General features: G+C 57.6%; 24 protein-coding genes and 1 pseudogene. 14 read left to right on the plus strand and 11 right to left on the minus strand.

Going from position 1 to position 24,570, the window contains the following annotated elements; translation table 11 throughout:
- Positions 1-10 precede the first annotated feature (10 nt).
- The 5 genes from KW403_RS12450 to KW403_RS12470 form a co-directional block, all read right to left on the minus strand.
- Entirely contained in the window at positions 11-190 is a 180-nt protein-coding gene (locus KW403_RS12450) for a hypothetical protein (RefSeq protein WP_223019796.1), read from the minus strand.
- Entirely contained in the window at positions 187-504 is a 318-nt protein-coding gene (locus KW403_RS12455; RefSeq protein WP_223019797.1) for a hypothetical protein, read from the minus strand. Before KW403_RS12455 ends, KW403_RS12450 begins: the two co-directional genes overlap by 4 nt.
- Before the next feature lie 317 nt (positions 505-821).
- Positions 822-1,034, minus strand: a complete 213-nt coding sequence (locus KW403_RS12460) for a hypothetical protein (RefSeq protein ID WP_223019798.1) — start codon at positions 1,032-1,034, stop codon at positions 822-824.
- Positions 1,034-1,423 (minus strand): hypothetical protein, encoded by a 390-nt coding sequence (locus tag KW403_RS12465; RefSeq protein ID WP_223019799.1) that lies wholly within the window; start codon positions 1,421-1,423, stop codon positions 1,034-1,036. The genes KW403_RS12460 and KW403_RS12465 overlap by 1 nt, the downstream gene beginning before the upstream one ends.
- Positions 1,410-1,706: a hypothetical protein gene (locus KW403_RS12470; protein ID WP_223019800.1), complete on the minus strand. Its 297-nt coding sequence runs from the start codon at positions 1,704-1,706 to the stop codon at positions 1,410-1,412. Before KW403_RS12470 ends, KW403_RS12465 begins: the two co-directional genes overlap by 14 nt.
- Before the next feature lie 1,024 nt (positions 1,707-2,730).
- On the opposite strand from KW403_RS12470, the gene KW403_RS12475 reads away from it, so the two are divergent.
- Positions 2,731-3,204: a YciE/YciF ferroxidase family protein gene (locus KW403_RS12475; protein WP_223019801.1), complete on the plus strand. Its 474-nt coding sequence runs from the start codon at positions 2,731-2,733 to the stop codon at positions 3,202-3,204.
- 154 nt (positions 3,205-3,358) lie between these two features.
- On the opposite strand, the gene KW403_RS12480 is transcribed toward KW403_RS12475, so the two are convergent.
- Both KW403_RS12480 and KW403_RS12485 read right to left on the minus strand, forming a co-directional pair.
- Positions 3,359-4,372 carry a PAS domain S-box protein gene (locus KW403_RS12480; protein ID WP_223019802.1) on the minus strand — a complete coding sequence of 338 codons (1,014 nt, stop codon included), beginning with the start codon at positions 4,370-4,372 and terminating at the stop codon, positions 3,359-3,361.
- A 319-nt stretch (positions 4,373-4,691) separates the two neighbouring features.
- Positions 4,692-4,953, minus strand: a pseudogene (locus KW403_RS12485) (IS3 family transposase); the annotation flags it as partial.
- 261 nt (positions 4,954-5,214) lie between these two features.
- On the opposite strand from KW403_RS12485, the gene KW403_RS12490 reads away from it, so the two are divergent.
- From KW403_RS12490 to KW403_RS12505, 4 genes are all read left to right on the plus strand, one after another.
- Entirely contained in the window at positions 5,215-9,282 is a 4,068-nt protein-coding gene (locus tag KW403_RS12490; RefSeq protein WP_223019803.1) for a DUF11 domain-containing protein, read from the plus strand.
- 179 nt (positions 9,283-9,461) lie between these two features.
- Positions 9,462-9,794: a PadR family transcriptional regulator gene (locus KW403_RS12495; protein ID WP_223019804.1), complete on the plus strand. Its 333-nt coding sequence runs from the start codon at positions 9,462-9,464 to the stop codon at positions 9,792-9,794.
- 115 nt (positions 9,795-9,909) lie between these two features.
- A complete protein-coding gene (gene arsH / locus KW403_RS12500; protein ID WP_223019805.1) occupies positions 9,910-10,677 on the plus strand; it encodes an arsenical resistance protein ArsH in 768 nt (255 codons plus the stop codon).
- A gap of 126 nt (positions 10,678-10,803) precedes the next feature.
- Positions 10,804-11,766: an alpha/beta fold hydrolase gene (locus tag KW403_RS12505; RefSeq protein ID WP_223019806.1), complete on the plus strand. Its 963-nt coding sequence runs from the start codon at positions 10,804-10,806 to the stop codon at positions 11,764-11,766.
- 38 nt (positions 11,767-11,804) lie between these two features.
- Here the strand turns inward: KW403_RS12505 and KW403_RS12510 are convergent, their stop codons facing one another.
- From KW403_RS12510 to KW403_RS12520, 3 genes are read right to left on the minus strand one after another with little or no spacing between them, the layout of a single operon-like run.
- A complete protein-coding gene (locus tag KW403_RS12510) occupies positions 11,805-12,089 on the minus strand; it encodes a PTS sugar transporter subunit IIB (protein WP_223019807.1) in 285 nt (94 codons plus the stop codon).
- A gap of 24 nt (positions 12,090-12,113) precedes the next feature.
- Positions 12,114-12,575 (minus strand): PTS sugar transporter subunit IIA, encoded by a 462-nt coding sequence (locus tag KW403_RS12515; RefSeq protein ID WP_223019808.1) that lies wholly within the window; start codon positions 12,573-12,575, stop codon positions 12,114-12,116.
- 12 nt (positions 12,576-12,587) lie between these two features.
- Complete coding sequence (locus KW403_RS12520; protein ID WP_223019809.1) at positions 12,588-13,997, minus strand: PTS galactitol transporter subunit IIC; 1,410 nt, start codon at positions 13,995-13,997, stop codon at positions 12,588-12,590.
- 470 nt (positions 13,998-14,467) lie between these two features.
- On the opposite strand from KW403_RS12520, the gene KW403_RS12525 reads away from it, so the two are divergent.
- Positions 14,468-14,677: a hypothetical protein gene (locus KW403_RS12525; protein ID WP_223019810.1), complete on the plus strand. Its 210-nt coding sequence runs from the start codon at positions 14,468-14,470 to the stop codon at positions 14,675-14,677.
- Positions 14,678-14,861: 184 nt separating this feature from the next.
- On the opposite strand, the gene KW403_RS12530 is transcribed toward KW403_RS12525, so the two are convergent.
- The gene (locus KW403_RS12530; protein WP_223019811.1) at positions 14,862-15,881 is read right to left on the minus strand and encodes a hypothetical protein; all 1,020 of its coding nucleotides are present in this window, start codon (positions 15,879-15,881) and stop codon (positions 14,862-14,864) included.
- Positions 15,882-17,106: 1,225 nt separating this feature from the next.
- Between KW403_RS12530 and KW403_RS12535 the strand changes: the two genes are divergently transcribed.
- From KW403_RS12535 to KW403_RS12570, 8 genes are read left to right on the plus strand one after another with little or no spacing between them, the layout of a single operon-like run.
- Positions 17,107-17,730: a TetR/AcrR family transcriptional regulator gene (locus KW403_RS12535; RefSeq protein WP_223019812.1), complete on the plus strand. Its 624-nt coding sequence runs from the start codon at positions 17,107-17,109 to the stop codon at positions 17,728-17,730.
- A 44-nt stretch (positions 17,731-17,774) separates the two neighbouring features.
- Positions 17,775-18,524, plus strand: a complete 750-nt coding sequence (locus tag KW403_RS12540) for an SDR family NAD(P)-dependent oxidoreductase (protein ID WP_223019813.1) — start codon at positions 17,775-17,777, stop codon at positions 18,522-18,524.
- A complete protein-coding gene (locus KW403_RS12545) occupies positions 18,514-20,073 on the plus strand; it encodes a class I adenylate-forming enzyme family protein (protein ID WP_223019814.1) in 1,560 nt (519 codons plus the stop codon). Before KW403_RS12540 ends, KW403_RS12545 begins: the two co-directional genes overlap by 11 nt.
- Positions 20,074-20,105: 32 nt before the next feature.
- Positions 20,106-21,269: an ABC transporter substrate-binding protein gene (locus KW403_RS12550; protein WP_223019815.1), complete on the plus strand. Its 1,164-nt coding sequence runs from the start codon at positions 20,106-20,108 to the stop codon at positions 21,267-21,269.
- Positions 21,270-21,311: 42 nt separating this feature from the next.
- The gene (locus tag KW403_RS12555) at positions 21,312-22,178 is read left to right on the plus strand and encodes a branched-chain amino acid ABC transporter permease (RefSeq protein WP_223019816.1); all 867 of its coding nucleotides are present in this window, start codon (positions 21,312-21,314) and stop codon (positions 22,176-22,178) included.
- A gap of 7 nt (positions 22,179-22,185) precedes the next feature.
- Positions 22,186-23,157, plus strand: a complete 972-nt coding sequence (locus KW403_RS12560) for a branched-chain amino acid ABC transporter permease (RefSeq protein ID WP_223019817.1) — start codon at positions 22,186-22,188, stop codon at positions 23,155-23,157.
- 3 nt (positions 23,158-23,160) lie between these two features.
- Positions 23,161-23,877, plus strand: a complete 717-nt coding sequence (locus tag KW403_RS12565) for an ABC transporter ATP-binding protein (RefSeq protein WP_223022549.1) — start codon at positions 23,161-23,163, stop codon at positions 23,875-23,877.
- Positions 23,864-24,568 carry an ABC transporter ATP-binding protein gene (locus KW403_RS12570; RefSeq protein ID WP_223019818.1) on the plus strand — a complete coding sequence of 235 codons (705 nt, stop codon included), beginning with the start codon at positions 23,864-23,866 and terminating at the stop codon, positions 24,566-24,568. The genes KW403_RS12565 and KW403_RS12570 overlap by 14 nt, the downstream gene beginning before the upstream one ends.
- The last annotated feature ends 2 nt before the right edge of the window (positions 24,569-24,570 follow it).

A 24,570-nucleotide genomic window follows, 5' to 3' on the forward strand; every position in this document is an offset into this window, starting at 1 on the left:
GCGGCCCTTTTCAATCTTCCAAAGCTGCAAGAAGCTTTTCGTACATCTCGATAAGGCGATCGTGCTCCTTGGCAAGTGCCTGCGCGTCTTGGTCGTTGACACTCCAAGATTCTTCTAGAACCCAATCCCGCATTTCTTTCTGGTGCTTGATAGCCGCCTTCAGCCCGTCAATTCGCTGTTGTATTGTCATCGTACCTCCTCCACTGCCTTCTTGCCGCGCTCCCGCGCGTCGTGGACCTCGGTCTCGGACAAGTCGGCCGCCCGCTTGAATGACGTGTCGCGCGGCCAAGCCTGCGGAACGATCGCTTCCCACTTGTCGCCGCTGAACGTGCCAGGGAACATCCGCTCGATTTCCTTCATGCAGGTGCGCATGGCGGTTAGCAGCGCCGTGGCGCGCTTTGCATCGCCGGCTAGCGCCGCTTTGCGCTCTGCCTCTTCTTGTTTCTGAAGTTCCGCCTCTAATGCGGCAATTTCTGCGCGGATATGTTCTGCTGTCTTGGTCATGTATCGCTCCTGTAGATGGAGCGGTTATAGAAAACCCGCCGTGCTGTAGCAAGGCGGGTTGTTGTGGGGTTAGGCGAGGAGAGTGCGACGGGCATCACGTAATGCATCTGCGGAAGTGTAGCGTAGAGAGCCCTGCGCTCTTTTCATCCGCGATGCAAGGAGCGCCGTAGCATCATCTCGACTGACGCCGGCAGATGCCGCCCTTGCGTAGTAGTCATCAAGATCGCGCATCATGCGAAGCTGCCATGGTTGCAATTTGATTCCAAGCTCGCTTCCACAGTGCGACTTTGAGACCGCGCTGGCAAGAGATTCCAGTGTCATAACGCTTCTCCCTTCCGCGCCAGTTCCAAGGCGGCGTCGATTTGTTCTAGCATGCCCTCGTCGCGAAGAACACGCGGCACGCCGTCACGCACATTCTCCAAAGCCGCCACCAGAGCGTCGATGATTTCCTTGTCGGTCGGTGGCGCCACCTTCACCGGAGGCGCGTGCATGAAGCGACCGCTGGTCCAGTCGCGGTGGTCGTTAGACATTAGTCTCCTCCTTTGCGCGCGCGCTCGAGTGCGTCGCCGGCCATTTGATAAGCGAGACTGCCGTACGGCAAGTCAGCGGCTCTGAACTCGGCACACATAGCTTCCAGCGCTTCGACAAGCTGGTTGTGCATTGCCGCCTTGCGGTATGCATCAATCCGTCGCTCTGTTGATTCGTTCAGCCGTTCGCGGATGGCAGTGCGACACGCCTCGACATCGGCCAGAAACATATGACCAACTCGCTGGCCAAAATATTCGGAACCGCCTGGCGTCAAGTTGGTGAGGGCGAATGTAGCCTGCTGCGCGAATTCTCGAAGAACTCTGTTCTCTGAAAGCGCCCTATCAAGCAGTTCGTCGCGCTCCGCTTCAATTTCATCGTCATGCAGTCCCATTGACGTTAGCCTCCTTTTCCAAGCTCCCAATGCCATCAACAACCGGCCAGCACGGCCCCGGCACAACCTCGATGTATTCGGGATTAGCGAGGTGCGACAACGCGCTGTCGGGAAAGATATCAGAGAACTGTTTCATAAGCGTCTCACGCGCCACCCGTTGCGCTTCCCGCTGAACATCGTGCCAGCTCGCATCGCTTTCGATAAGGAAGTCTGAGCTCAGCATCCGGCATTCTGCCTTGCCTTTGTATCGAAACCTTATCGCGTAGTAGCGTCTCATGTTCATGGTGAAATCCTTTGTGGTGTGTGTTCTGGAGAGTAATATGCGCTATCGCATATTCTGTCAAGCGCGATATGCGCTTTCGCATTTGGCTTGACTCCACCCCACCATCGTTCCTATTTTGTTCCAATGCAAATCGAAACACTTGGCGATGCCTGGGCACACTCTGCGACGGTCTGGATGCGCTGCGCTTGGGGCAAGCGCGACGGTCTGAAGTCTATTCGCGAATGCACCTACAGCAGCTATCTCGATATGGAGACGCTGATTTGCACACGCGGCCGGAACTTTCCAATCGGTCTATTGTCGTCGCGCCTCAAGTGCCCGCGCTGCGGAAGCATGCGGGTGAGGGTGGTATGGGAGTTCCCGTCCAGAGCGCACGAAGGCAGGGCGGTTGTGGGTTAGGGGCGAAAATTGTACAAAACCTGTACAACAGACCGGAAAAAACCCGCAAACCCTTTCAAAATACGGGGTTGCAAAATTAGCCCTAACCCTTGGTAAGGGAGAGGTCGAGAGTTCAAATCTCTCCGGCAGCACCATCAAATCAACCACTTGTCTGGCACCCGTCTTTCTGTCGTGACAGAAACTCCCGTCTTTCGATCCTCGATGTGATGTCGGCCTGAAACTCCGGATGATGGTGGCCGTTCACGATCCTCGATCATTTTCAGGCTTGTTCCCGCATACTCGGCCGCGTCCCATCTTCCGAGGAAGCCAGAGAGGCAGCGCGGAATGCGAATGGGCAGACGGCGATTTCTCGTCTCGGTCTCGCCAGCACCGCGCCGATGGATGATGCCGGCCTTCGTATCCACACGGCCGCCCAGGGTGTTCACCATCCATCCCAGACGATTGAAAAGCCGGAGGTCAAAGACCCCGAAAACCTCGACAAGCCAATGGCAAAGAACAAAACGTGTGGATGAGCGGAGTGTCAGAAGCCAGCCTAGAGCGGACCCTCGGGCAGAACCTGCCGCACTTCCTCGTGGAACCTTCCTACCTGCGCAAAGTTAAGGAGCGCGGGGCAATTTGGAGATTCACGATGAAGTCACTGAATGAACTGTTCGAGCACACACTGCAGGATATCTACTACGCCGAAAACGCCATCACCAAAGCTCTTCCGAAAGTCGCAAAGGCTGCGAAAAGTTCTGAGCTGAAGAAGGTGGCTGAAGAACATCTCGGTGAGACAAAGGATCAGATCAAGAAGCTGGAAGCGGTGTTCAAATCCATCGGCAAGAAGCCCGAGGGCGAAAAGTGCGATGCGATTGAAGGCCTCATCAAGGAAGCTGACGGTCTGATGGAGGAGGCGTCGGGAACGGCGCTGGATGCCGGATTACTGGCTGCTTGCCAGGCGGTGGAGCATTACGAGATCGCTCGCTACGGGTCACTCCGCGAATGGGCGAAGTTGCTTGGCCATGAAGAGGCACACAATCTTCTGGGCGAAATCCTTGATCAGGAGAAGGCGGCCAACAGCAAGCTTACGAACCTGGCTGTTTCGAAAGTGAACAAAAAGTAGGTCACTTCCAGCCGAAGAGCTTTTTGCCCCGTCGCCCAAGGGTGGCGGGGTGCCTGTTCGGGCACGTGGGCCCATTCCCAAAATCCTAAATCCGTGGCCGGTATGGGTCGGGCCCACTCTGAGGGAGAAAACCAAGATTTTTGATCGGGGGTCTTCAGATTTTTAAAGCAGTTGCTGATAGCTCGATCGTAACGGCAAGACCCGTTGCTCGCCAATCGTGGGTGAGGGTGGCATCCAACGCCAAGGCCAGGTTGCGCGTCAACTGGCTTCCGAACCCTGACGCCTTCTCTTTGTGCGACCCCGGTGCACCTGTTTCGGTCCATTCGATCCGGACCTGGTCGTTATCCACACGGAGTTTTATGGCGAGGCGCCCCTCGGCAACCGACAAGGCGCCGTATTTGGCGGCATTCGTGGTCAGCTCGTAAATCAGAAGCGCCATATTGGTGGTGGAGCGACTGCCGACGGGGACGTGATCTCCCTCTACCTGGATACGGTTTCCATCGTCGTAGGGGGCAAGAACCGTTTGAATGAGCTCTAGAAGGTCGCCACCCGTGTTCTCGGTTTTGTTCGCTGACCAACTGCCTGTCGTCAAGTCGTGGGCTCGTGCAAGTGCAGATAAGCGCTCACGAATGGCGCTGGCCAGCGTCTCTGCAGAAGGTTCTTGCCGAGATGTAAGCGTTACGATGGAAGTTGCCACTGCGAATAGATTTTTGACCCGGTGCTGCATCTCTCGAATGAGCAGGCGCTGGCTTTCCTCAGCCAGGCGGCGTTCGGATATATCGCGCGCGATTTTTGATGCACCTATAATCATGCCAGAAGCATCGCGGATCGGTGAAATCGTCAAGGATATGTCAACCAGCGATCCATCCTTGCGGCGGCGCACTGTTTCGAAATGTTCTACTCTTTCGCCGCTTCTAATCTTGGCGAGGATGCGCGGTTCTTCATCGAGCCGCTCCTCGGGAATCAGGATGGTGATTGGTTTGCCAATGACCTCTTCGGCCGTGTAGCCGAAAATGCGCACCGCGCCAGGATTCCAGCTCTGTATGTGTCCGGAGAGGTTTTTACTGATGATTGCGTCGTCCGATCCTTCAATGATGGCTGCCAGCCAGTCGCGTGGATCGGGGTTATGAAGTGGAGCTACACCGCTGGTGCGGTCTGCTTGCGCCATCTGTAACTCCTACTTCTCAATTCCACACCCATAGGCACATGCCTTAGGTGGGTGTGAAACGATGCAATGCTTGTGGCTCTTACGCATACTCGTGGAATGATGTGCGATCAACAAGCAAAAGGCTCAAGCTCCGCTAGAGGAGTCTCGAAGACTGGCTCAACTGGTAGTGCGCCATATTTGCTGACCTGCTCCCCTGTATGGACCCGTGGCCTGCTGCCGGTTTCGTGGATACCGAGATAAGGTGTTTAACGGAACTTCCGGGGTGTCCGGCTCAGGCGGTGGAAGGTGCCGAGGAACCATTCATGATCGATATCGGCGGCTAGTTGCCGATTGCGCTGTGCGGTCCGACATTGTTGTGGTCCTCACGCCATTCCTCCATTTTCGAACTTGCCGATGAAGGACTCTATGAACGTATTGTCCGTGGGCTTGCCCGGACGCGAGAAGTCGAGATCGACGTCACGCTGGTAAGCCCATAGGTCAAGATCACGGGACATGAACTCCGAGCCCTAGTCACCCCGGATCGTCTTCGGGTAAGCATTCCATTTTTCAAGGGTGTCGAGAAGGGAGTTAGAAGTTTCTCCCTCCAGCAGCACCAGTCATCCGATATTCTCTGATCTGTTTGCTGACGGTGCCTGGTTCAGATCGCCTGTCAGGTATCGATACGCGTTCTACCTGTAACGTTTACCCGTTGAGACTCTGCAGATTATTGCCAAGCCCGTCGTTCTCCTCAGGATGAGCATGGGTCGGTCGGCATTTGGTCATGCTCGGCACTGCCTGCAAGCATTGAAATCAATGCGGCAGAACGATCGAAGCAAACTGCTTATATGCTACGGGAACGCGAGATGGACAATTTACATCAGGGGCATTTCAGGCGACGCGTGAAGGGTGTTTTTGTTTCTTCTGTGAAGCGAAGAAACAACTCGTCAGGCCGTGCGGATATGCCTTGCCGTTTGCCGTCATTGGCGGCCACGATGATGCGGAGGGGCGCGGTTGCGGCATTCGGTCTGGCTGTACTCGGGTTCGCCGGCGTCGGAACTGCCCATGCACAGGTGCAAAGAAGCTTTCTCAATCTTGGATTCGAGTCTCCCGTTCTCGGCTGTAGTGTAGTGAAGCTACCTGATGTTTCAGTTAGCGGTTGGTCCACGACCCATTCAAATGCACCCGGAAATTGCGGCTACGGAAGTGGACGTTTGATAGAACTCTGGAGGAGTGGATTCAACGGTGTTCCTTCTCGTTCCGGCAGTCAACACGCCGAGCTAAATGCAAATCATGGTTCCCGACTGTATCAGACGGTGTGTCTGCTTGAGGGAGACAAGATCGACTGGCAGTTCAGCCATCGTGGCCTTTCGGGCACCGATGCCATGGATTTCAGCATCGGCGGTACCAGTCGTGTTGTTCGGGCGACGACAAGCAATTCCGGCATTGGCGGGGAGAGTCTTTGCGGTAGCGGCAGCACGGTAGGTGATGCTACTTGCAGCTCAACCCAAACTGGCACCTGGAGAGATTATACAGGTAGTTTCATCTGGATGGGTCCCACCAGTCTCCAGCAATTCGGTTTTGAATCGGTATCTTCTTCCGGTGGAAGCGCGGAATCTGGAAATCACCTCGACGACATCCAGTTGCGCATCGATCCTCTGGTTGAGTTCTCGCAGGCTGAGACCACTTATCCAGAAAGCGGAGAGGAAGTGGGCCTGCCGAAGATTAGCGTCAGCGGGTATCTCGAAGCACCGTTGACGGTGACCGTGAATGTGGTGGGAGGAACTGCTGACCTCGGAGATGATTACACCACCCCTGGGGGCGGAGAGACTTTTACGGTTTCCATCCCGGCAGGTACGTATACCGCGATGGATTTCGATCTCGGGGTCAGCATCATTGAAGATGAGGAGACGGAGGAAGACGAAACAATCGAATTTGAGCTGGTTGGGGGTGACAGCTTTGTCATGAGAAGCACTCAGGTTTGCGGTGGTGAACCAAATGCCCGCAATACGCACACGATACAGGAAGAGAAGATCGAACTCACGAACGTGGCGACGCTCATCGATTCGAATGGTAATGGTGTGCCGGATGCCGGTGAGATGGTCACATATCAATTCGAGGTGACCAACACCAGTTCTGTTGAACTGAGCGGGATTACCGTCGAAGCGCCTCTTCCAGGTATTCCGGTTTCGGGCGGCCCCATCAATCTGCCGGCAGGAGGAATAGACAACACTTCCTTCTCCGCCAGCTACACGTTGACCCAGGCGGATGTCGATGCAGGCATTCTTGAAAATCAGGCCGTCGTCAAGGGCACCACTACGGCCACTGGCCACGAAGTCGAGGACCTTTCCGACGATCCCGACAATGCCGCGGATGAGGATCTTGAGGGGGATGGCGATCCGGACGATATAACCATCCTCAGGCTCGCTGCCGCAGGTGCCAATACGCTTGAGAAAGAGGCTGTGCTGATTGACTCCAATGGCAATGGTCTGCCCGATATCGGCGAGACCCTGGAGTATACGTTCACCGTGGTGAACACGGGCAATGTGACCCTCACCAACATTGAAGTGACGGACGAAAAGGTTGACGTGAAGAACAGCCCGATCGCGTCGTTGGCCCCGGGAAACTCGGATTCGAGCGTTAAAGGCACCTACGAAGTCAAGCAGGAGGATATCGACGCAGGCGAGGTGGCCAACAGCGCGACCTCGCGTGCATCTGATCCTCACGGCGATCCGGTTGACGCGGAGTCCTCACCCCCGGGAGGGACGCCGGGCGAAATGACGAAGACACCGCTCGACCAGAACAGCGATATGGATTTGCAGAAGGATGCCGAACATCAGGATGCGGACAATGATGGCGTCATCGATGTCGGTGAAACGATCCTCTACACATTCACGGTGAAAAACACGGGTAACGTGACCCTGACCGATGTTACCGTCGAAGACGAAAAGGTGGACGTGGAAGGCGGTCCTCTCGCAAGCCTGGAACCAGGTGGCGAAGACGCGGAGACCTTCAAAAGCTCCTACGTCGTCACCCAGGAAGACGCGGATGCGGGCACGATAGAAAATGTTGCAGAAGGCAAGGCGAAGGACCCCAAGGGAGAAGACGTGGTCGTCCAGTCGCATCCCCCTGGCGGTACGCCAGGCACCGCCACTGACTTCGACATCCCGAGTGTGCCTGGCCTGAGCTTGACCAAAAGCGCATCGTTCGACCCTGCGGATGACACGAATGGCAATGGTTTCCCGGACGCCGGCGAGATCGTTCGCTACGTGTTCGACATTAAGAACACGGGCAATGTGACGTTGTCGAATATCACCGTCGAAGATCCAAATGCGGAGACGGGCACTATACCGATCTCAAGTCTGGCCTCCGGCGAAAACGATGCTGAAACGATCTCAGGAAAACACGTGCTCACGCAGGAGGAGGTGAACGCCGGCGAGGTTGTGAATCAGGCCACCGCCCGCGGTGAGACACCTCAGGGCACTCCGGTAAGCGACCTTTCAGACGACCCTGAAGACCCCACTGATCAGGACGCCGATGGCGATGATGACCCGGATGATCCAACGGTGCTGAAATTGCCACAAAACCTCTCGCTGGCGACGGAAAAGACAGGCACCTTTCGCGGAACGCAAGACGGGTTTGCTCAGCCTGGAGACACAATTGACTATGAAGTGACCGTGACCAATGACGGCACAGTCACCGCATCTGATGTGACGCCACATGACGCCGGTCCGAAATTCAATGGTAAACCGGGCACGGGTTCGCTTTCCCCGTTCACACCTGCCAGCGCCGAGCTCGACCCTGCAGAAAGCCAGACATTCAAGGCTACTTATACGTTGTCCGAGGCGGATATCGCCAATGCTCAAAACGTGGAGCATGGCGTTCAAAACTCTGCAACCGCGACGGGTAAGGGGCCCAAGGGAGACGAGACCACCTCGCCGGAAGCAATCGGCAAAGTCAATCTTCCCGGATATCTTATAAGCAAGACGGCGCAGATATTCGAGGTTCAGCGAGGGGGGCGCGTACCCTACGTGATCCGGGCAAAATTGATCGGGTTTACGTCGCCTCAAGTGGTCGACATCGTCGACGAGATACCAATCGCATTTGCTTATGTTTCCGGCTCTGCGATGCTTGGGGATACAGCCCTGACGCCGAAGATCGACGGTCGGAAGCACACGTTTGAAGACATTACCCTAAATCCCGATGAAGATGTCGAGATAGCGCTCGACCTTCGCGCGACTGCCGCCGCGAAGCCGGGCGGCTACATCAACCGGGCCTGGATGGAAGATGAGACCGGAGAGAGAGTTTCCGGCATAGCGACAGCCGAGGTTGAAATCGTACCGGAGCCGGTCTTCGACTGCGGGGACATTCTCGGAAAGGTATTTGATGACAAGAATCGCAACGGCTATCAGGATGCTGGTGAACCTGGGCTGCCGGGTGCCCGCGTTGCGGCAGTGAAAGGACTGCTTGTCACCTCGGATGATCACGGACGCTTCCACGTGGCCTGTGCAGACCTTCCTGATCAAACAATCGGAACCAACTATATCCTGAAACTTGATCCGCGATCGCTCCCCTCAGGCTATCGTATCACAACAGAAAACCCGCGGGTCGTTCGCCTGACTGCCGGTAAGGCGTCAGAATTTCTATTCGGTGCCTCAATCGGCCGTGTCGTAAGGCTTGATCTTAGCGCTGATGCCTTTGAGGCGGACGGGAAACAACTAAAGCCCGAGTGGTTTTCGCGGGTGGGCCAACTGATTACCCTGCTCGACGAGGAGCCCTCAGTGTTGCGCATTTCCTATGAGGGCGATCAAAATCGTTTGGCCCGGCAGAGGCTGGCTGCGGTTCGTGGGCTGATCTCTTCCGAATGGCGCAACATCGGATCACGTTACAGGCTCGAAATTGAAACCCGGCATCTATCGCCGCAGAAAAAGTGAGGGTGTGAAAAGTGGGAGACAAAGTGATGTCACCGAGGCGCTTCTAGCCAGTGCGGCTTGACGCATTGATCATCGAGGTATAGTCAGGGTTCATGGCCCGCGCTTCGACATCACTTCGTCCTGTCTCCCGCCCAGCACCCGATTACACCGATCCGGCGTATTGGCAGGGAACTATCAAGATGTCGCTGTCCAAGTTCTTCGTTTTGAGTGTGCTCCATCACAAGCCGATGCATGGATACGAGGTGGTCCAGGCCGTCGAGAAAACAACCAACGGCTGCTGCAGCCCCACCGAGGGCACGGTTTATCCCATGCTCAATGAGTTCGAAGCGGGAGGATATCTCTCCTCCAAGCGCGAGACTGTTCAGGGCAGGGAGCGGAAGATCTACAGGTTGACCGATAAGGGGCGCTTGGCGTTCCAGACCGCTGTCGCAGCCTGGCTTGAGGCGACTGACTGCATCCTTGCCGGCAAGGCCTCCGCCGATGCCTTGAACCGCTCACAGGGACGCTCGTGATCCCTATGAAGCGGTGTTTTTTTGCAAATATACATCGCCCATCGAGGCATCGACAATCGATGTCTTGGAAGGTGCCCTCCCTCTGTCGTTAAACTCCGTTGAAAGATTACTATCAATGAGACTTCGCACGCTTCCCGACCCCGATTCACTCCCGGCGCTCGATTGCGAGCATGCCTTTGAAAGACCTGCGAGTGGACTCCCGGGAGAACTGAATCACCCGCCCCGCATTCTGCTGCTCTACGGGTCGCTACGCGATCGTTCCTACTCCCGCCTCGCCGTGGAGGAAGCCGCGCGCCTCGTGCGCTTCTTCGGCGGTGAAGCGCGGATCTTCGATCCGTCCGATCTCCCCCTGCCGGACCAGGTGAAGGGGGATGACCATCCGGCGGTGCGCGAGTTGCGCGAACTCGCGATGTGGTCGGAGGGGCAGATCTGGTGCAGTCCTGAAAGACACGGGCAGATCACCGGTGTCATGAAAGCGCAGATCGATCACCTGCCGCTCAAGATGGGCGGCATGCGGCCCACCCAGGGGCGAACTCTCGCTGTCATGCAGGTTTCGGGCGGATCGCAATCCTTCAACGCCGTGAACACTTTGCGTCTACTCGGCAGATGGATGCGAATGTTCACCATTCCCAATCAGTCGAGTGTGGCGAAGGCCTTTCAGGAGTTTGATGAAAATGGAAGGATGCGTCCTTCCAGCTATTACGAACGCATCGTCGATGTGGTCGAGGAACTGATGCGTTTCACGATTTTGCTGCGACCGCATGTCGATCTTCTGACTGATCGCTATTCGGAGCGCAAGCAGAGTGGGCGGACGCCAGTTGATACAAAACATGATCTTTCGGCCATTGCCGTAGCCTCGCAGATAAGAAAGACCGCAAGTTGACAGATCGAAGGGGGAGGGGGGACTGTTCGTCGCCCTGCCAGGCTTGTCTACACGCTTGGTTATCCGTTACGCCTGCGGCCAGGGTGTTGTGAATCCCAGCAACACATGGCGAGCGGATTAATTGGCATGAACGCGTCAGAGGGCCCGCATATGCGCGGGCAGGAGAGATCGGACAATGGCCGTGGACGGCGCGTCGACATTGGCGGATACAGTCTGAACAGTCTCCGTCTCCTTGCAGACCGGCCAGACCTCCCGCCGCTCGTTTTCATTCATGGAGCGAGCACGAGCCTGCTCGACCCACTCTATGCTTTTCGTTCGGCGCTGGAGGGGCGAGCGCATCTCCTGTTTATCGATCGGCCCGGCCATGGTCTGTCCGATCGTGGTCCGGGTAAAAACATTCTGCCGGATGCTCAGGGTGGTGCGATCGCAAGGGTGATGGAAGCGCGAGGCATCGACAGGGCCATCATTATCGGCCACTCCTATGGCGGTGCGGTTGCCGCCGCCATGGCGCTCGATCATCCGGAGAGGGTCATTGGTACACTGTTCCTCGCGCCAGCTCTCTATCCATGGCCCGGAGGTGTCGCCTGGTACTACAATGTTGCCAGGACCCGCATGCTCGGCGCCGCATTCTGCCGGCTTGTCGTACCATGGGCGGGGCGTCTTGCGGTGAAGGCCGCAGCGCGAGGCGTCTTCTCGCCCGATCCGATGCCGGACGATTACCTGGAAGCGACACGCGCGCTCGAGGCGGTCGCGCCAGCAGCCTTTCGTCACAATGCGCGCGAGATCAGTGCGCTTCTGGCTTGGACGGAGCGTACCTATCCTCGCTACAGGGCCATTGAGACGCCTTCAGTCATCATCACAGGGACGAAGGACGATATTGTCTCGCCGGCACTTCATTCGCATCGTCTTGCCCGGGAGCTGCCGCACGCCGAACTCATCGCTGTGGACGGCCTCGGTCACAAGCCGGATGTCCATGCGACCGATCTGGCAGTTGCCGCCATTGAGAAATTGGCGCGGGGCACCCGCGGCCAGCACATCGGCAAACATCTGCAAGGAGGCGTGGCAAAGAAAAGGCCCGTCACCGATTAGGCAACGGGCCTCGATATTGCTGTCTGGCAAACCGCGTCTTACTTGCGCAGTTCTGCCTCGATCTTGTCGAGCGCTTCGGTCTTGCCCATGCCGGTCAGGAAAGCGAGCGTCACAATGGACGGCACGCTAAGATCCGACGGCAGCTGCGTGGTCGAAACGATCAGATCCACGCCATTCAGTTCAGAGCGCACTTCGGTGGCTTTGCACTGGCGGGAATCGATGGTGATGCCGCGCTCCTTCATAGCCTCGGTTACCGCATTGGCAACCACGGTCGAGGTGGCAATACCGGTGCCGCAGGCAAACAGGACGGTCTTCTTGCTCATAGGTTTCTCCCGATCAATTGGGCATTATTTCAGAACCGCAGCGACATCATCAAGCGACGATGCCTGCATGAGGCCGGAAATTGCTTCCTCGCTCTGAATGGTCGCCATGATTTCCTGCAGCATTTCGATCTGACGGTCCTTGTCATTGAGCGCCATCAGAAAGACGAGGCCGACTTCGACTGCCTCATCCGGATCTTCCATGTTTGCGAAGGTCACCGGATTCTTGAGCGTGGCAAGCGCGATGCCGGGCTTCACGACATGATCCGGGTCCGTATGCGGCACCGCAACGTTTACCGCGTGGCCGAGCGGAAGACCGGTCGGCATCGTGGCCTCACGGGCAAGAACCGCCTCAGCGAAACTGTCTTTCACGTAGCCGGCTGCCTTGAGCTTGTCGGCAAGCAGTCGGATGACAGCCTCACGGCTATCAGTATCGACCCCGAGGACAATCGCCTCGGGATCGATGTGGTTCATAAGGGCTTCAGCCATTCACTAACCTATTCAGCCTTGTTGTGCAGTGGTTTCGTCGTCTTCCGCACCCGCTGCCCGTTCCCAGGCCAGCGTGTTGCGGCGATAGAGCCAGAAGCAGGCCGCGATGATGGCGGCGAGCACGCCCAGCCCGGCAGCGCCAAGGTTCCGGATTGCTGCGATGACCACATAGGAAATCCACAGGAAACCGTCGACCACCGAAGTGATCTGAACCGCGTTCTCAGGCATTTCGAAGCCCGAATCGACGGCAGCGCTGGTGAACAGAGGTGCGAGAGCGTTGGCGACGTAGAAGCCAGCGGCGAGTGTCACCGTGCCGACAATCACCATGCGGAAAACGTTGCCGCGCAGAAGCGGTGCCGCCATCGCAACGATGAACGGAATGACCGCCAGGTCAGCGAACAGGATCACGCGGTTGCCCGGCAGAACGACCGACAGGATGATGGCGATCGGCACCAGAATCAGCGACGCGGAAATGGCCGCCGGATGGCCGATCAGGATAGCTGAATCGAGACCAACCAGAAGCTCCCGGTCGCCGGTGCGCTTACGCACGAATTCCTGCGCTGCTTCCGACACCGGCAGTAGGCCTTCCATGAGGATTTTCACCATGCGCGGCAGGAGCAGCATCACGGCAGCGAGCGTCATGCCTGTCTGGAGAACCTTGGACAAGACCACGCCGAAATCGCCGGCATTGTAATAAGCGATGACACCAAGTACCAAGCCGATCACGAGACCGAGGATCACCGGCTCACCGAACACGCCAAACCGGCGCTCGATGGTTTCGGTAGAGATATTGATCTTGTTAATGCCGGGAATGCGCTCGATGATCCAGTTGACCACAATGGCGATTGGCAGGATCTGTGCCGACGCCAGATGCGGGACCGAGACGCCCGGAATGCCATAGAATTTCTGGACGGCACGGGCCGACCAATCGGCAAACAGCAGCGAAAGAGCAGCCATCAGAGCTGCGACGACGAGGCCGTAAGCGAGGCTGCCTGTGGCTGCCACGGCCAGCGAACCGATAAAGGCGAAGTGCCAGAAGTTCCAGACGTCGACGTTGAGTGTTCGGGTCATGCGCGTCAGAAGAAGCGCGATGTTCACGGCAATGCCGATTGGAATGACCCACAGGCCCACCGACGATCCAAAAGCGATCGCTGCGGCCGATGGCCAGCCCACGTCGACGATGTCGCGCTCAATGCCCGTGTTTGTGACGATGGCCTGCGCCACGTCGCCGATGGAACCGAGCATCAGGCCCAGAACCAGATTGATACCGATGAATGCCACGCCGATGGTGACGGCGGCACGGAATGCCTTGCCGATCTTGGCCCCCAGCACTGCGGCAATGACAAAAATGACGATGGGCAACAGAACCGTTGCGCCAAGCGTATCGACGGCCGCTTTGAGGCCGCTCAGGAATGTGTCCATTTTCCTCCCCCTGAATTCCTGTTCCGAACCATTCGCGATTAGAACATTTGTTTCTCAAAATAGACGTAAGTTTATGGCTTGCGAGCACTTGGCTGTCAATCGGCGAATACATCGGAAAAATGCGTCACGGAGCGGAAAAATGCGCTTCCTGATTTCCCCATAAGCGCGGTTTCCTCGACACTGCAACCATAAGACGAAAGAAGGCGGACGGGGCAAATGGTGCTCTCTGATCAAAACACATCCATGCCGATCCCTCATGTCGGCGCAACCGCGTCCCCGCCTTAACGCGAAGAACAGGAACACGCTTCACGCACACAGTGAAGCGACCGCCAAAGCCGGCCCTCCCGCCCCCCGGGTCGGCTTTCTCCCAAAGCCTTGCCTCACTTCCTGGAAGTGTAGGTGAGGCTTTGGGACCCTCCATGCAATGGCCCAGTTGTTTTGCGTGACGTGCCGAACTCGTCGGAAAAGCCGTGCCCGCAAAACCGCTGATCGACCGCGATACTATTTTCCTTCTGCTCAACGAGATGGCCGAGCTCGGATACTCGAGTGCGGAAGTCGACATCATGTTGGTGCGGCAGGGGGCGGTGGATCTGGATATTCTCCAGGAATGCAAGAGAGAACACCCGGCCTTCAACTGGGCCTTTCGAAAGAAGCGCTGGCTTTTGCGTCTGAAGCGCTGAGAAGCAAGCGGCGGGCTTTATCATCGATCCATTGGAGTGATGCCTCGCGCGGAAGGAATTCTACCTGAAGCCGAGACTTGCCTGTTCTTCAGTTTGAGGATCACCGGGAATGCGCGGTAATAAACACAATGCGGCTGCGCTTTCTGCTGGCGCAACCGCATTCTCTTTTCGTTCCTGAGGGTATTCAATCCTCGGTGCTGTTTGCTGCCAATGTGGCATCGGTCTGGTATTCGGCAAGAGCCCCTTCGTAACCGAACAGCGCCGCAGCCACCGTGGCTGCCGTCGTTTCCGCCAGCGCCGCCTTTATTGCTGGCCTGAAGGTCTCTTTCACAAGAGATGAGACCTGCACCTCACGAGAGGCGGAATTGAGCAAGTGCCAATAGACTCGCACCTCATCGGCCTCCACCTGAACGCTGGTCAGAAGCTCAAATACATCGCTTTCCGGTCCATACATTGTCCTGACTCGAGAGGCCACGGCTTCGAGCTTTTCATGCGGGCGCACGCCGACGGAGCGGATGGCCCTTTCCCGGCCGACGTTCAGCCAAAGCGCATCGTTGAGCATTTCCGCGAACTGATTGGCATCGACATTTGCCTGGCTGGTTCTCGCAGTGTCGAGTACGAGCACCGCAGACGTTCCTCGATTGGAGCGGGTTGGAAGATCCAGCCAGAATGGTGTCGACAATGATATCAACAGGGCAAAAGCGGTCGCCAGACCTGCTCCCGCGACCATGGCGCGCCATTTCGAAAAGTGCCGCGACGCCAATACCGCGAACACGTTCGTTGGTCCGCGTTTTTCAAAGACGGGAACGTACGCACCAAGCGGTATGGAGATATGAATAGGATCCACTTTGCCTGGGCCTGCATAGTAATCACGCAGAGATTTCCGCAATTGTCCCGCAGCGATTCGAACAATGGGGTCCACTGTCGCATCGAAACTGGCATCTCTGCCGAAAACGTCCACGGCAATCGTGAACGCTTTGATCCGGTCGGCGCGCCCTGCGAGCGTTTCCTCCACCACAAAGCGCAGGAAGCGTCTGTTGCGATCCGATGCGCGGAATTCCGAATTCCGAAGAAGCGCCTCCAGAACGGTGGCTTTTTCGTTTGCTGTCCCGTCCTCTCCTCGCAATGTGAGCGCCGGCTCCTCCTTTTCTTCCTGTTTCGCGACCCCGGTCCTGTATGTTTCAGCTTGGTATTTCTGCAACATTCTCTCTCGCTTTTCGCAAGTTTGGAGCGCCATGGGCTCAACTGACGTGTGAGCTCGCGACTCTCCCCAATCTGTGTCTTCGTCGTGTACGCAACAGGAGCGCCAGTCGGTCCCTGGGCAAAAGACAGGCAGCACCGGAAAACGGATACCGCCGTCGGAAAGCGGAGTTATAGCGCCGTAATTGCAGGCGCGTTCCGCAAGGGCCGATGGCTTTGGCTCGAACAGACAGTACAAGGAACGCAAAACGGATTAGATTTTTCTGAGACGATACGGTTATCGACTACACCCCAAAAAAACATTCAGTTCGGCTTATGAACAAGTAAGCCCCGGGCTGCCGATCGGCGTCGAAAAACTTTTGAACGCCGCTGAGCCCGGCATGCCAGGGCAACGGCCTTACCTGTAGAATGAGAGTGTCCAGGAAAGCGTCGTCAAGTAACGGACGCTGTCGTTAACGAGCAGACGGTGAGGCGGCGATAGAGGGACACTGCGACCGCTCGCGGCGGGGGATGCGCCATGGCTCTCCAATTTCACGACTGGACGTCGGGCCGTCCCTTCGCCACTGAAGGGGCGCTCTCGACGTCAGTCCGGCCCCTATAGGCCGTCGGAAGGCTGGCAGATATCGACTTCCGTTGGGCGGCGCTCAAGGCTGTAGTAGAGCGTCATGGAGCCGATCGAGGCAGTTCCCGGCTTTTCTCAGCTGGGCTCTGCTCGTCGTAAAGGAGTGCGTTGTCGGACCACCTGAACGAACGCGTTATCAGCTTCATTCTGCGAAGGAGTTCGCAAACAGCGGTGGGCAAACCACTGCGGCGCCCCGGCAGGTTGAACGTGAACGAGGATCGCGCCGGTCAACAAGCGCGAACATAGAGCCAGACAGTTGAGCTTTGGATACTCACGATCCCGACAATGGCGCGATGGTCGAGCCCGCCCGGATATCGGTTGCCGGTGATACGGCGCCGTCGGGCGCAATCTCAACATCCTTTTTCGTGAGCGCCGATAGCCAACAAGGCGCTTCTCATCAGCAGCGCGTCTTTTAGCCATGTGCCGCACGAAACCGGCTGCGAAACCAGCCTTCCGACGCGGAAGAATCCCTTTCAGTTCGGGAGCTCGGCTCTGTTGAGCCAACCACCTCGACGCCAAAGCCCTTCGATAGCCGGGCGTGTTCCAAGGCGATCTTGACAAGTTACCGTCCGGTAAGTAATCTGCTTCAAATAAGAGGATGGAAGCCGTGAAGAACACAGCCATCAAAGATCTGCCTCGATCAGACAGCGACCGGATCGAGAACGTGCGTCGCGAGATTTTCGAGCGGGCAATCGAGCTCTTCGACAGCTACGGTTTTCGCGGCACATCGATGAACCGCATTGCAGAAGCGTGCGGGGTCAGCAAGCCGGCGCTCTATCACTACTTCGACAGCAAGTCGCACCTGCTCGACACCTTGTATCAGGACATCATGAGCGACTTTTTCTCGTCGATGGAAACGCTAGCCCGCAAGGAAAGCGCGCCCCCCACAGAGAAGCTTGGACGCCTGGTAGAGCTCCAGGTGCTTCACAACATTCACAATAGCCGGTTCTTGAAAATCTTCTGGCGCGAGCGTCACGAGTTTGACGAGGGCGCCCGCCGCTCTCTCGCACAACGCGAGCGCGAATTCGAGGAATGGGTTCGCTCCATCATCATCGCGGGCCAGGCCAGTGGCGAGTTTGCTCAAGGCAGCCCCCAGGTTCTGATGCTGAGCGTCTTGGGTACGCTTTCGACCGTCCACCGTTGGTACCAGTACGCGAATGCCTCCCCCGAAGAGGTGGCGCGTTCAATTCGCCAGATGGTTCTGACCGGGGTGGCCGAAACAAAACGATAACAGCCGGCAGGAAACCGGCAGGAAATTCCAGGGAGGAGTGAACTTTGTCGGCTAAGCGTCTACTTGAAGGAAAACGGGTTGTTATCACCGGGGCCGCCAGCGGCATTGGGGCGCAGGTGGCAGCAACCTGTGCGGAGGATGGCGCATGCATCATGCTTCTGGACCTAGACGCGGCAAAAGCGGCCGAGGTTGCAGCCAGCCTGGCAGGCGAGGGGCATTCTTCGGTCCCCTGCAATGTTGTTGATGCCGGCGCCGTTGCAGAGGCCTTCCGCCAAGCGAACGAAAAGCTGGGTGGCGTGGATGCTGTGGTCAACTGTGCAGGAATCTGGCGCCCTTCCGACGACGGCCCGATAGCGAGGGTTTCAGACGAAACCTGGGACCAGATTATCGCGGTCAATCTGACCGGCACATTCAATGTCTGCCGCGAAGCCGTCAAATCCATGGAGGGGCGTGGCGGCGGATCAATCGTAACCGTTGCTTCGGTTGTGGCGCTGACTGGCTGGGAAAAGCTCAACGCTTATTCCGCATCAAAAGGTGGCGTGCTTTCCCTAAGCCGGGCGCTCGCAGTAGAGTGCGGGAAAAAGGGCATACGGGTCAATTGCGTTTGTCCAGGCGTCATCGAAACGCCGATGACGGAAGCGGTACTCGTCTATTCAAAACCTACCGTGCTGCCGATTGGACGTCTCGGCCGACCCTCGGATATCGCCGACAGCATTGCGTTTCTTTGTTCAGACCGCTCGGCCTTTACCACTGGAGCGACTGTCGTGGTGGATGGAGGCTTTAGTGCGGCCTGACGCGGGAGGCTTGCCGTTCTTCCTGTCCGATATCGTGTCGGACAATGCGCGCTGGGCACCTGACGCGACGGCGCTGATATTCGGCGACCAAAGCTGGACATGGCGGCAGTTCCACGACGAGACCCGACGCCTGCAACAGGGGCTTGCGCGATTGGGCGTCTCCCGCGGATCCCGAGTTGCTGTCCTCGACCGCAACTCAGCCGACTATGTGTTGCTTGGCTACGCGCTCGCCGGAATGGGCGCGGTCCTGGTGCCGATCAACATGTGGCTGCGGGCGGCAGAGGTGGGCTATATCCTCGGCAACTGCCAGCCTTCTTACCTCGTCGCCTCGGAAGAGTTTCTCGACCTGGCGTCCGCTGCGCTCGAAGAGTTGAGCGACAAGCCACGGATCATTTTGCGCGGGGCGAGCCGGCAGGGGATGACGGACTGGTCGAGCCTCAGCCATGACGGTCCCGAAATACGCATCGAGGGGCCCCAATCTCCGGACGATCCGCACCTCATTCTCTACACGTCAGGAACCACCGGTCGGCCGAAAGGGGCTATCATTTCCCATCGTCGGTCAGTTGTTGACGCGCTGAACGTGCTGAATGTGTTCGGTATTCGCCGGTTCGAGCGGTTCTTTTGCTATATGCCGCTTTTCCATACCGGTGCATGGGATTACCTAAAACTCTACTTCATGATGCGAGGCTCGGCTGTCATTGCGGAGCGCTTTGAGGCCGAAAGTGCGGTCGAGGCAATCGCCGCCCATCGCTGCAACGGCATGTTTGGTGTGCCGATGGTTATGCGTCAGATGATGGAGAGCCCTGCCTGGAACAAGGCAGATCTGTCTTCGATGCGTCTTATCGCATACGCGAACTACGACCCCTCGACACTGATCCTGAAGATCGTCGAAGCATTCCGTGAGCGCGGTGCGAGCGAAATCGGCATCGCCAATGCCTATGGGCTCACCGAAGGCGGACCTTATATCTGCATCAACCCGCCGGGGGCATGCATGCGTCAGCCCCTGGCAATAGGGTTTCCGGTTCCCGGTACGCAGGTCGCGCTGCTCGACGATCAGATGAACGAGGTGCCGCACGGTGAGATAGGCGAGATTTGCGTGCGCTCGCCAGCCTTGATGAGCGGCTACCTAAACCGTCCCGAAGCAACCGTTGAAACGTTCGCAGGCGGTTGGCTGCACACAGGGGATCTAGGACGTGTGGATCCGGAAGGATACATTTTCCTCGTTGACCGCAAGAAGGACATGATCCGCAGCGGCGGCGAAAACATCTACGCCAAGGAAGTCGAACTGTGCATCGTTTCCCATCCGGGCGTGCGCGATTGTGCCGTCTTCGGCGTCCCTGACAATGATTACGGCGAGAAGGTCGTCGCGGCGATCGTGCGCGAAAGGGCCGACCTCACCGCATCCGAAATCACCAGCTTCGTTCGCAAAAAAATAGCAGGCTTCAAGACGCCGAGGCTGGTGATCTTCCTGAAGGAACTACCAAAAACGCCTGCGGGGAAAATCAAGAAGCATGAAATACGCAAGCAGCTGGCGGACGCTGCCGACTAGATTTTTGTCCGCTGCAAACGGGAGGAGTAACCATGAGGAATACAACAATTGCGGCTCTAGCCGCGATCCTCGGAATGCATGTCGGAGCAGCCCACTCGGCGGAGCTGATCATTGGCGAACTGCATCCGATTACAGGTCCTGCAAGCTTCTACGGTCTGCCGGAAAGCCGCGGCGTGCAGCTTGCCGTGGGCGAGATCAACGATGCGGGCGGCATCAAAATCGGCGACGAGACTTATACAATCAAACTGGTGACAGAAGATACGCAGGCCAAAGCGACGATCGCGGTTGCCGGCCTGAAGAAGCTGCAGGCTGAGAATGTCAAATACCTGATCGGCCCCCTTTCGAGTGGTGTTGCGCCAGGCCTTATGCCGATCATCGCGAAGTCAGACATGACCCAGATCATCGATGGTTCGATCGCCGACGGGATCACCAATGGCAAGAACATCTTTCGCAATCAGGCCACGGTGAGCGGCTACGACAAGGCGGTGGTCGAACTCTTCAAGGCCAAAAAATACAAGTCTGTCGCGTTCATGACTGATCGGTTTCATGCCGGCTTCATGGGCACGCAAGAAGCACTTAGCAACTCGCTTGGCGAAATGGGCACCACCATTGCGCAGCAGGAATATTACAAGCTGGGCGACACCGACTTTTCTGCAGCGATGACGAATGTGGCTGGCAAGAACCCTGAGGCGTTGGTCATTCGCGGCTATCCTGCCGAAGGTGCACTCATCACCAAGCAGGCGCGCCAGCTTGGCTTCCAGGGCCAGATCGTCTGGGAGATGGTCGCGCCGCCCTCGACGGTGCTCAAGAATATCCCCAAAGAACAGATGGATGGGGTGTTCAACTGCATCCCGCCGACGGTCGAAGACTACGTCAAGCTCGACGACGAGAAAGCCAAGATTCTGGCCGAGGCCTACAAAGCAAAGTTCGGCGAACAGGTCGGGGAGCTTACGGGCCTGAGCTACGACGCAGTCTACATTTACAAGGCCGCCTTCGAAAAGGCAGGCTCGATCGACAACGCCAAGGTCAACGAGGCACTGGCCGGGCTGATGGTTGCCGATGTTCCGGAACTGGTCACCCGCTACACGCCGCAGGACGACGGTCGTCTGTTTGATGATGTCGGCCAGGTAGACCTGCAGGGCATTGTCAGCGTCTGGAAAGGCGAGGCCTGGGAGCCGGCCGACCTGGGCAACTAGTCCGGCCGGACAACACTGACCCCGCAACCAGAGGGTAGTCGAATGGAATATCTCCCACAGCAGTTGATGAATGGCCTGGCGCTTGGCTCGACCTATGCAATGATCGCATTGGGCCTGTCGTTGATCTTCGGGGTTTTGTTGATCCCGAATTTCGCCCATGGCGAGTTTTATATGCTCGGCGCTTTCATCACCTATACTCTGACGGTTGCGGGGTTCAATTTCTGGCTCGCGATGGCTCTGACGGCTATAGCCGTCATCGCCATTGGGTTCCTGCTCGACCGGGTGGCCTTCAAACCGATCGAGATGGCGCCACCTTTAAGTTTGATGATCTCGGCGCTCGCCGCATCGATTATCCTTCAACAGGTGGCCACCCTGATCTGGGGCACCGAGGCACGCACGATTCCCACACCACTCGTTGGTGTCTGGAGCGCGCCGTTCTTCATACTCACCTATATGCAGCTCACTATCATCGGGGTTCTGATGGTTGCTTGTGTGGCTATCTGGGGATTGCTGCACCACACGGCTCTTGGCCTGTCGATCCGGGCCACCGCGCAAAATCGCGACGCCGCGATGCTGATGGGCATCGAGATGCTGCGTGTTCGGTTCGCGACCTTCGCCATCGGCGCTTTGCTGGGGGCCGTTGCAGGTGCTTTGCTGGGCGCCACATTTCCGATTTACCCGACCATGGGGGCAGGGCCAGTCCTGAAGGCTTTCGTGGTATTGGTTCTCGGCGGCATTGGGAGCCTCAAGGGCGCCGTTCTCGGTGGGCTGGTTCTGGGAATCGCCGAAGTTCTTGTAGCTGGCTATATATCAAGCGAATTTCAGGATGTCGGAGCTTTCACCCTTCTGGTCTGCGTGTTGCTGATCCGCCCGAATGGGCTGTTTGGCCGCGTGCAGATGGAAAGGTAGGCGTGTAATGAGGCCGCTTCTCGACTACTTCGTTCCCATCTCCCTTTTCGTCATTGCGTGTGCTTCCAGCCTCTGGATCAACGATTATTTCCTGTACGTCGTCACCATCGGCGCTATCTTTGCTGTGCTTGCGGTCTCATTTGACCTGCTGCTTGGATATACAGGGTACCTATCGCTGGCCCACGGCGCTCTCTATGGGGTCGGTGCCTATTGCTGCGGAATTCTAACCGCATGGCATGGTATGCCTTTCCTGCCAGCGATGCTTTTTGCGGGCCTGTTCACCGGGCTGGTCGGTGCGCTAATTGCCCTCGTGGCTTTTCGCACCAAGGGCCTTTACTTCGCCGTGCTCACCCTTGGCATTGGATTGATAGGCCATCAGCTCTTCCTGATAGCGGCCCCGCTTACCGGTGGCATTGGCGGCTTCATTGGTATTCCGAGCCCCAACGTGCCCGCCTGGCTGCCTGTACGCCAGGTCGTCTACAACGCGCTTCTCGCATTCGCCCTGCTGCTGGTGACATACCTCGTCATGCGCGCCTTCGTTCGCTCTCGCTTCGGTGCGGCCTGCCTGGCGGTACGTGAAGACATAACGCTCGCCCAGGCGCTGGGTATCCGTGTCGGATGGCCCCGGTTCGCAGCGTTCGCACTTAGCGCCACGTTCACGGGCATGGCGGGCGCCCTGTTTGCTGCCCTTTCCAACTTTATTGCCCCGGAGAGCTTCACCGTGCTCGGCACAGGCTTCGAACTGGTAGCGCTGGTCGTCGTGGGCGGGCTCGGTACACTTTGGGGCCCGATCCTCGGCGCCATCCTTCTGACCGCACTGCCTGAGGCGCTGCGGGTTGCGGCAACGCTCAGTTTGCTCGCATACGGCGCGTTGCTGCTGTTCTTCATTATTTTCTACCCGCGCGGGATAGCAAGCATCCTTCGCCGCCTCTGGTCCCGTCTGGGGGCGGCGCTCACTGGCAAGCTGGGCGGGGTGTAGATAATGAGCATTCTTGAGCTTCACAACATTAGCTTGCGCTTCGGAGGTGTGGTTGCGCTCGATGATGTCAGCCTCAATGTGCCCGCGGGCATGACCTTCGGTCTGATCGGACCAAACGGTGCTGGCAAGACCACCCTGGTGAACGTCATTTCGGGCCTGATACCGCCCAATTCCGGCAGCATGGTGTTCGACGGACGCAAGGACGGACCCTGGCCGATCGCAACCTCGGTTGGCTACGGAATCGTACGCACATTTCAACAGACCCGGGCGTTCCTCGGGCTGACGGTGCGAGAAAATCTGCGTATCGCCGCAGCCGTGTCACCACAGCCTGAAATGATCGGCGACCTGGTCGACGCTTGCGGCCTCGCCGAGGTCATGGATCGAACGGCCTCCGAACTTCCCTACGCGGCGCTGCGCCATCTTGGCATTGCGCTTGCGTTGGCACTTCGTCCCAGGCTCCTCTTGCTTGACGAACCCGCCGTCGGCTTGAGCGGAGACGAGCTGGAACGCCTTGGCCACTTGATCCGGCGCTGGATGGACGCCGGGATCACCATCCTGCTGATCGAGCACAACGTTCGCTTTCTTATGGATCTTTCGGATCGGGTCGCCGTACTGGATCGGGGTCGATTGCTATTCGAAGGCACACCGGAAGAGTGTCAGTCCAATCCGGACGTTATCAACACCTACCTGGGCAGGGGAGGCAGCGATGTTGAACATTGAAGGCCTCGGTGCCGGCTATGGCAAGATGACCATTCTGCACGGTCTCAGCTTGTCGCTGCATCCCAGAACGGCGACCGTGATCCTTGGGCCGAACGGCGTTGGAAAAACCACGCTTTGCCGGACTGTTTCAGGACTTATCCGTGCCACCCGCGGCAGGATAAGCTTCGAAGGTCGGGACATTACCGGCGCGTCTCCGGCAGCGAGGGTGCGTGCCGGTATCGTGCAGGTTCCGGAAGGAAGACAGGTCTTTCCCGATTTGACGGTGCGCGAGAACCTGCGGCTGGGTGCCTTCGTCCACGGCATGCCTGATCAGGATGCATTCGACAGGATCTACGCGCTGTTTCCGATCCTCCTACAGAGGCAGAGCCAGAAGGCGGGGCTCCTCTCGGGCGGAGAACAGCAGATGCTGGCGCTTGCCAGGGCGTTGATGACCCGGCCGCGGGTGCTCCTGCTGGATGAACCGAGCCAGGGCCTCGCTCCCATGGCAGTCGAACTGATCGGACATGCCATCAAACAGGTCGCAGAAAGCGGCGTGACCGTTCTGATGGTCGAACAGAATTTGAAGTTAGCGGAAATGGTCGCCCAGAGAGTGGCGATCATGGAGCACGGCGCCTGCACACTGGAGGGCCCCGCAAACGAGGTGCTGTCGAGCGATGCGGTGCAGAATGCATATCTGGGAAAGAAGAGGTAGAT

This window comes from Nitratireductor kimnyeongensis (genome assembly GCF_019891395.1).
GTDB classification, from domain to species: Bacteria; Pseudomonadota; Alphaproteobacteria; order Rhizobiales; family Rhizobiaceae; genus Nitratireductor; species Nitratireductor kimnyeongensis.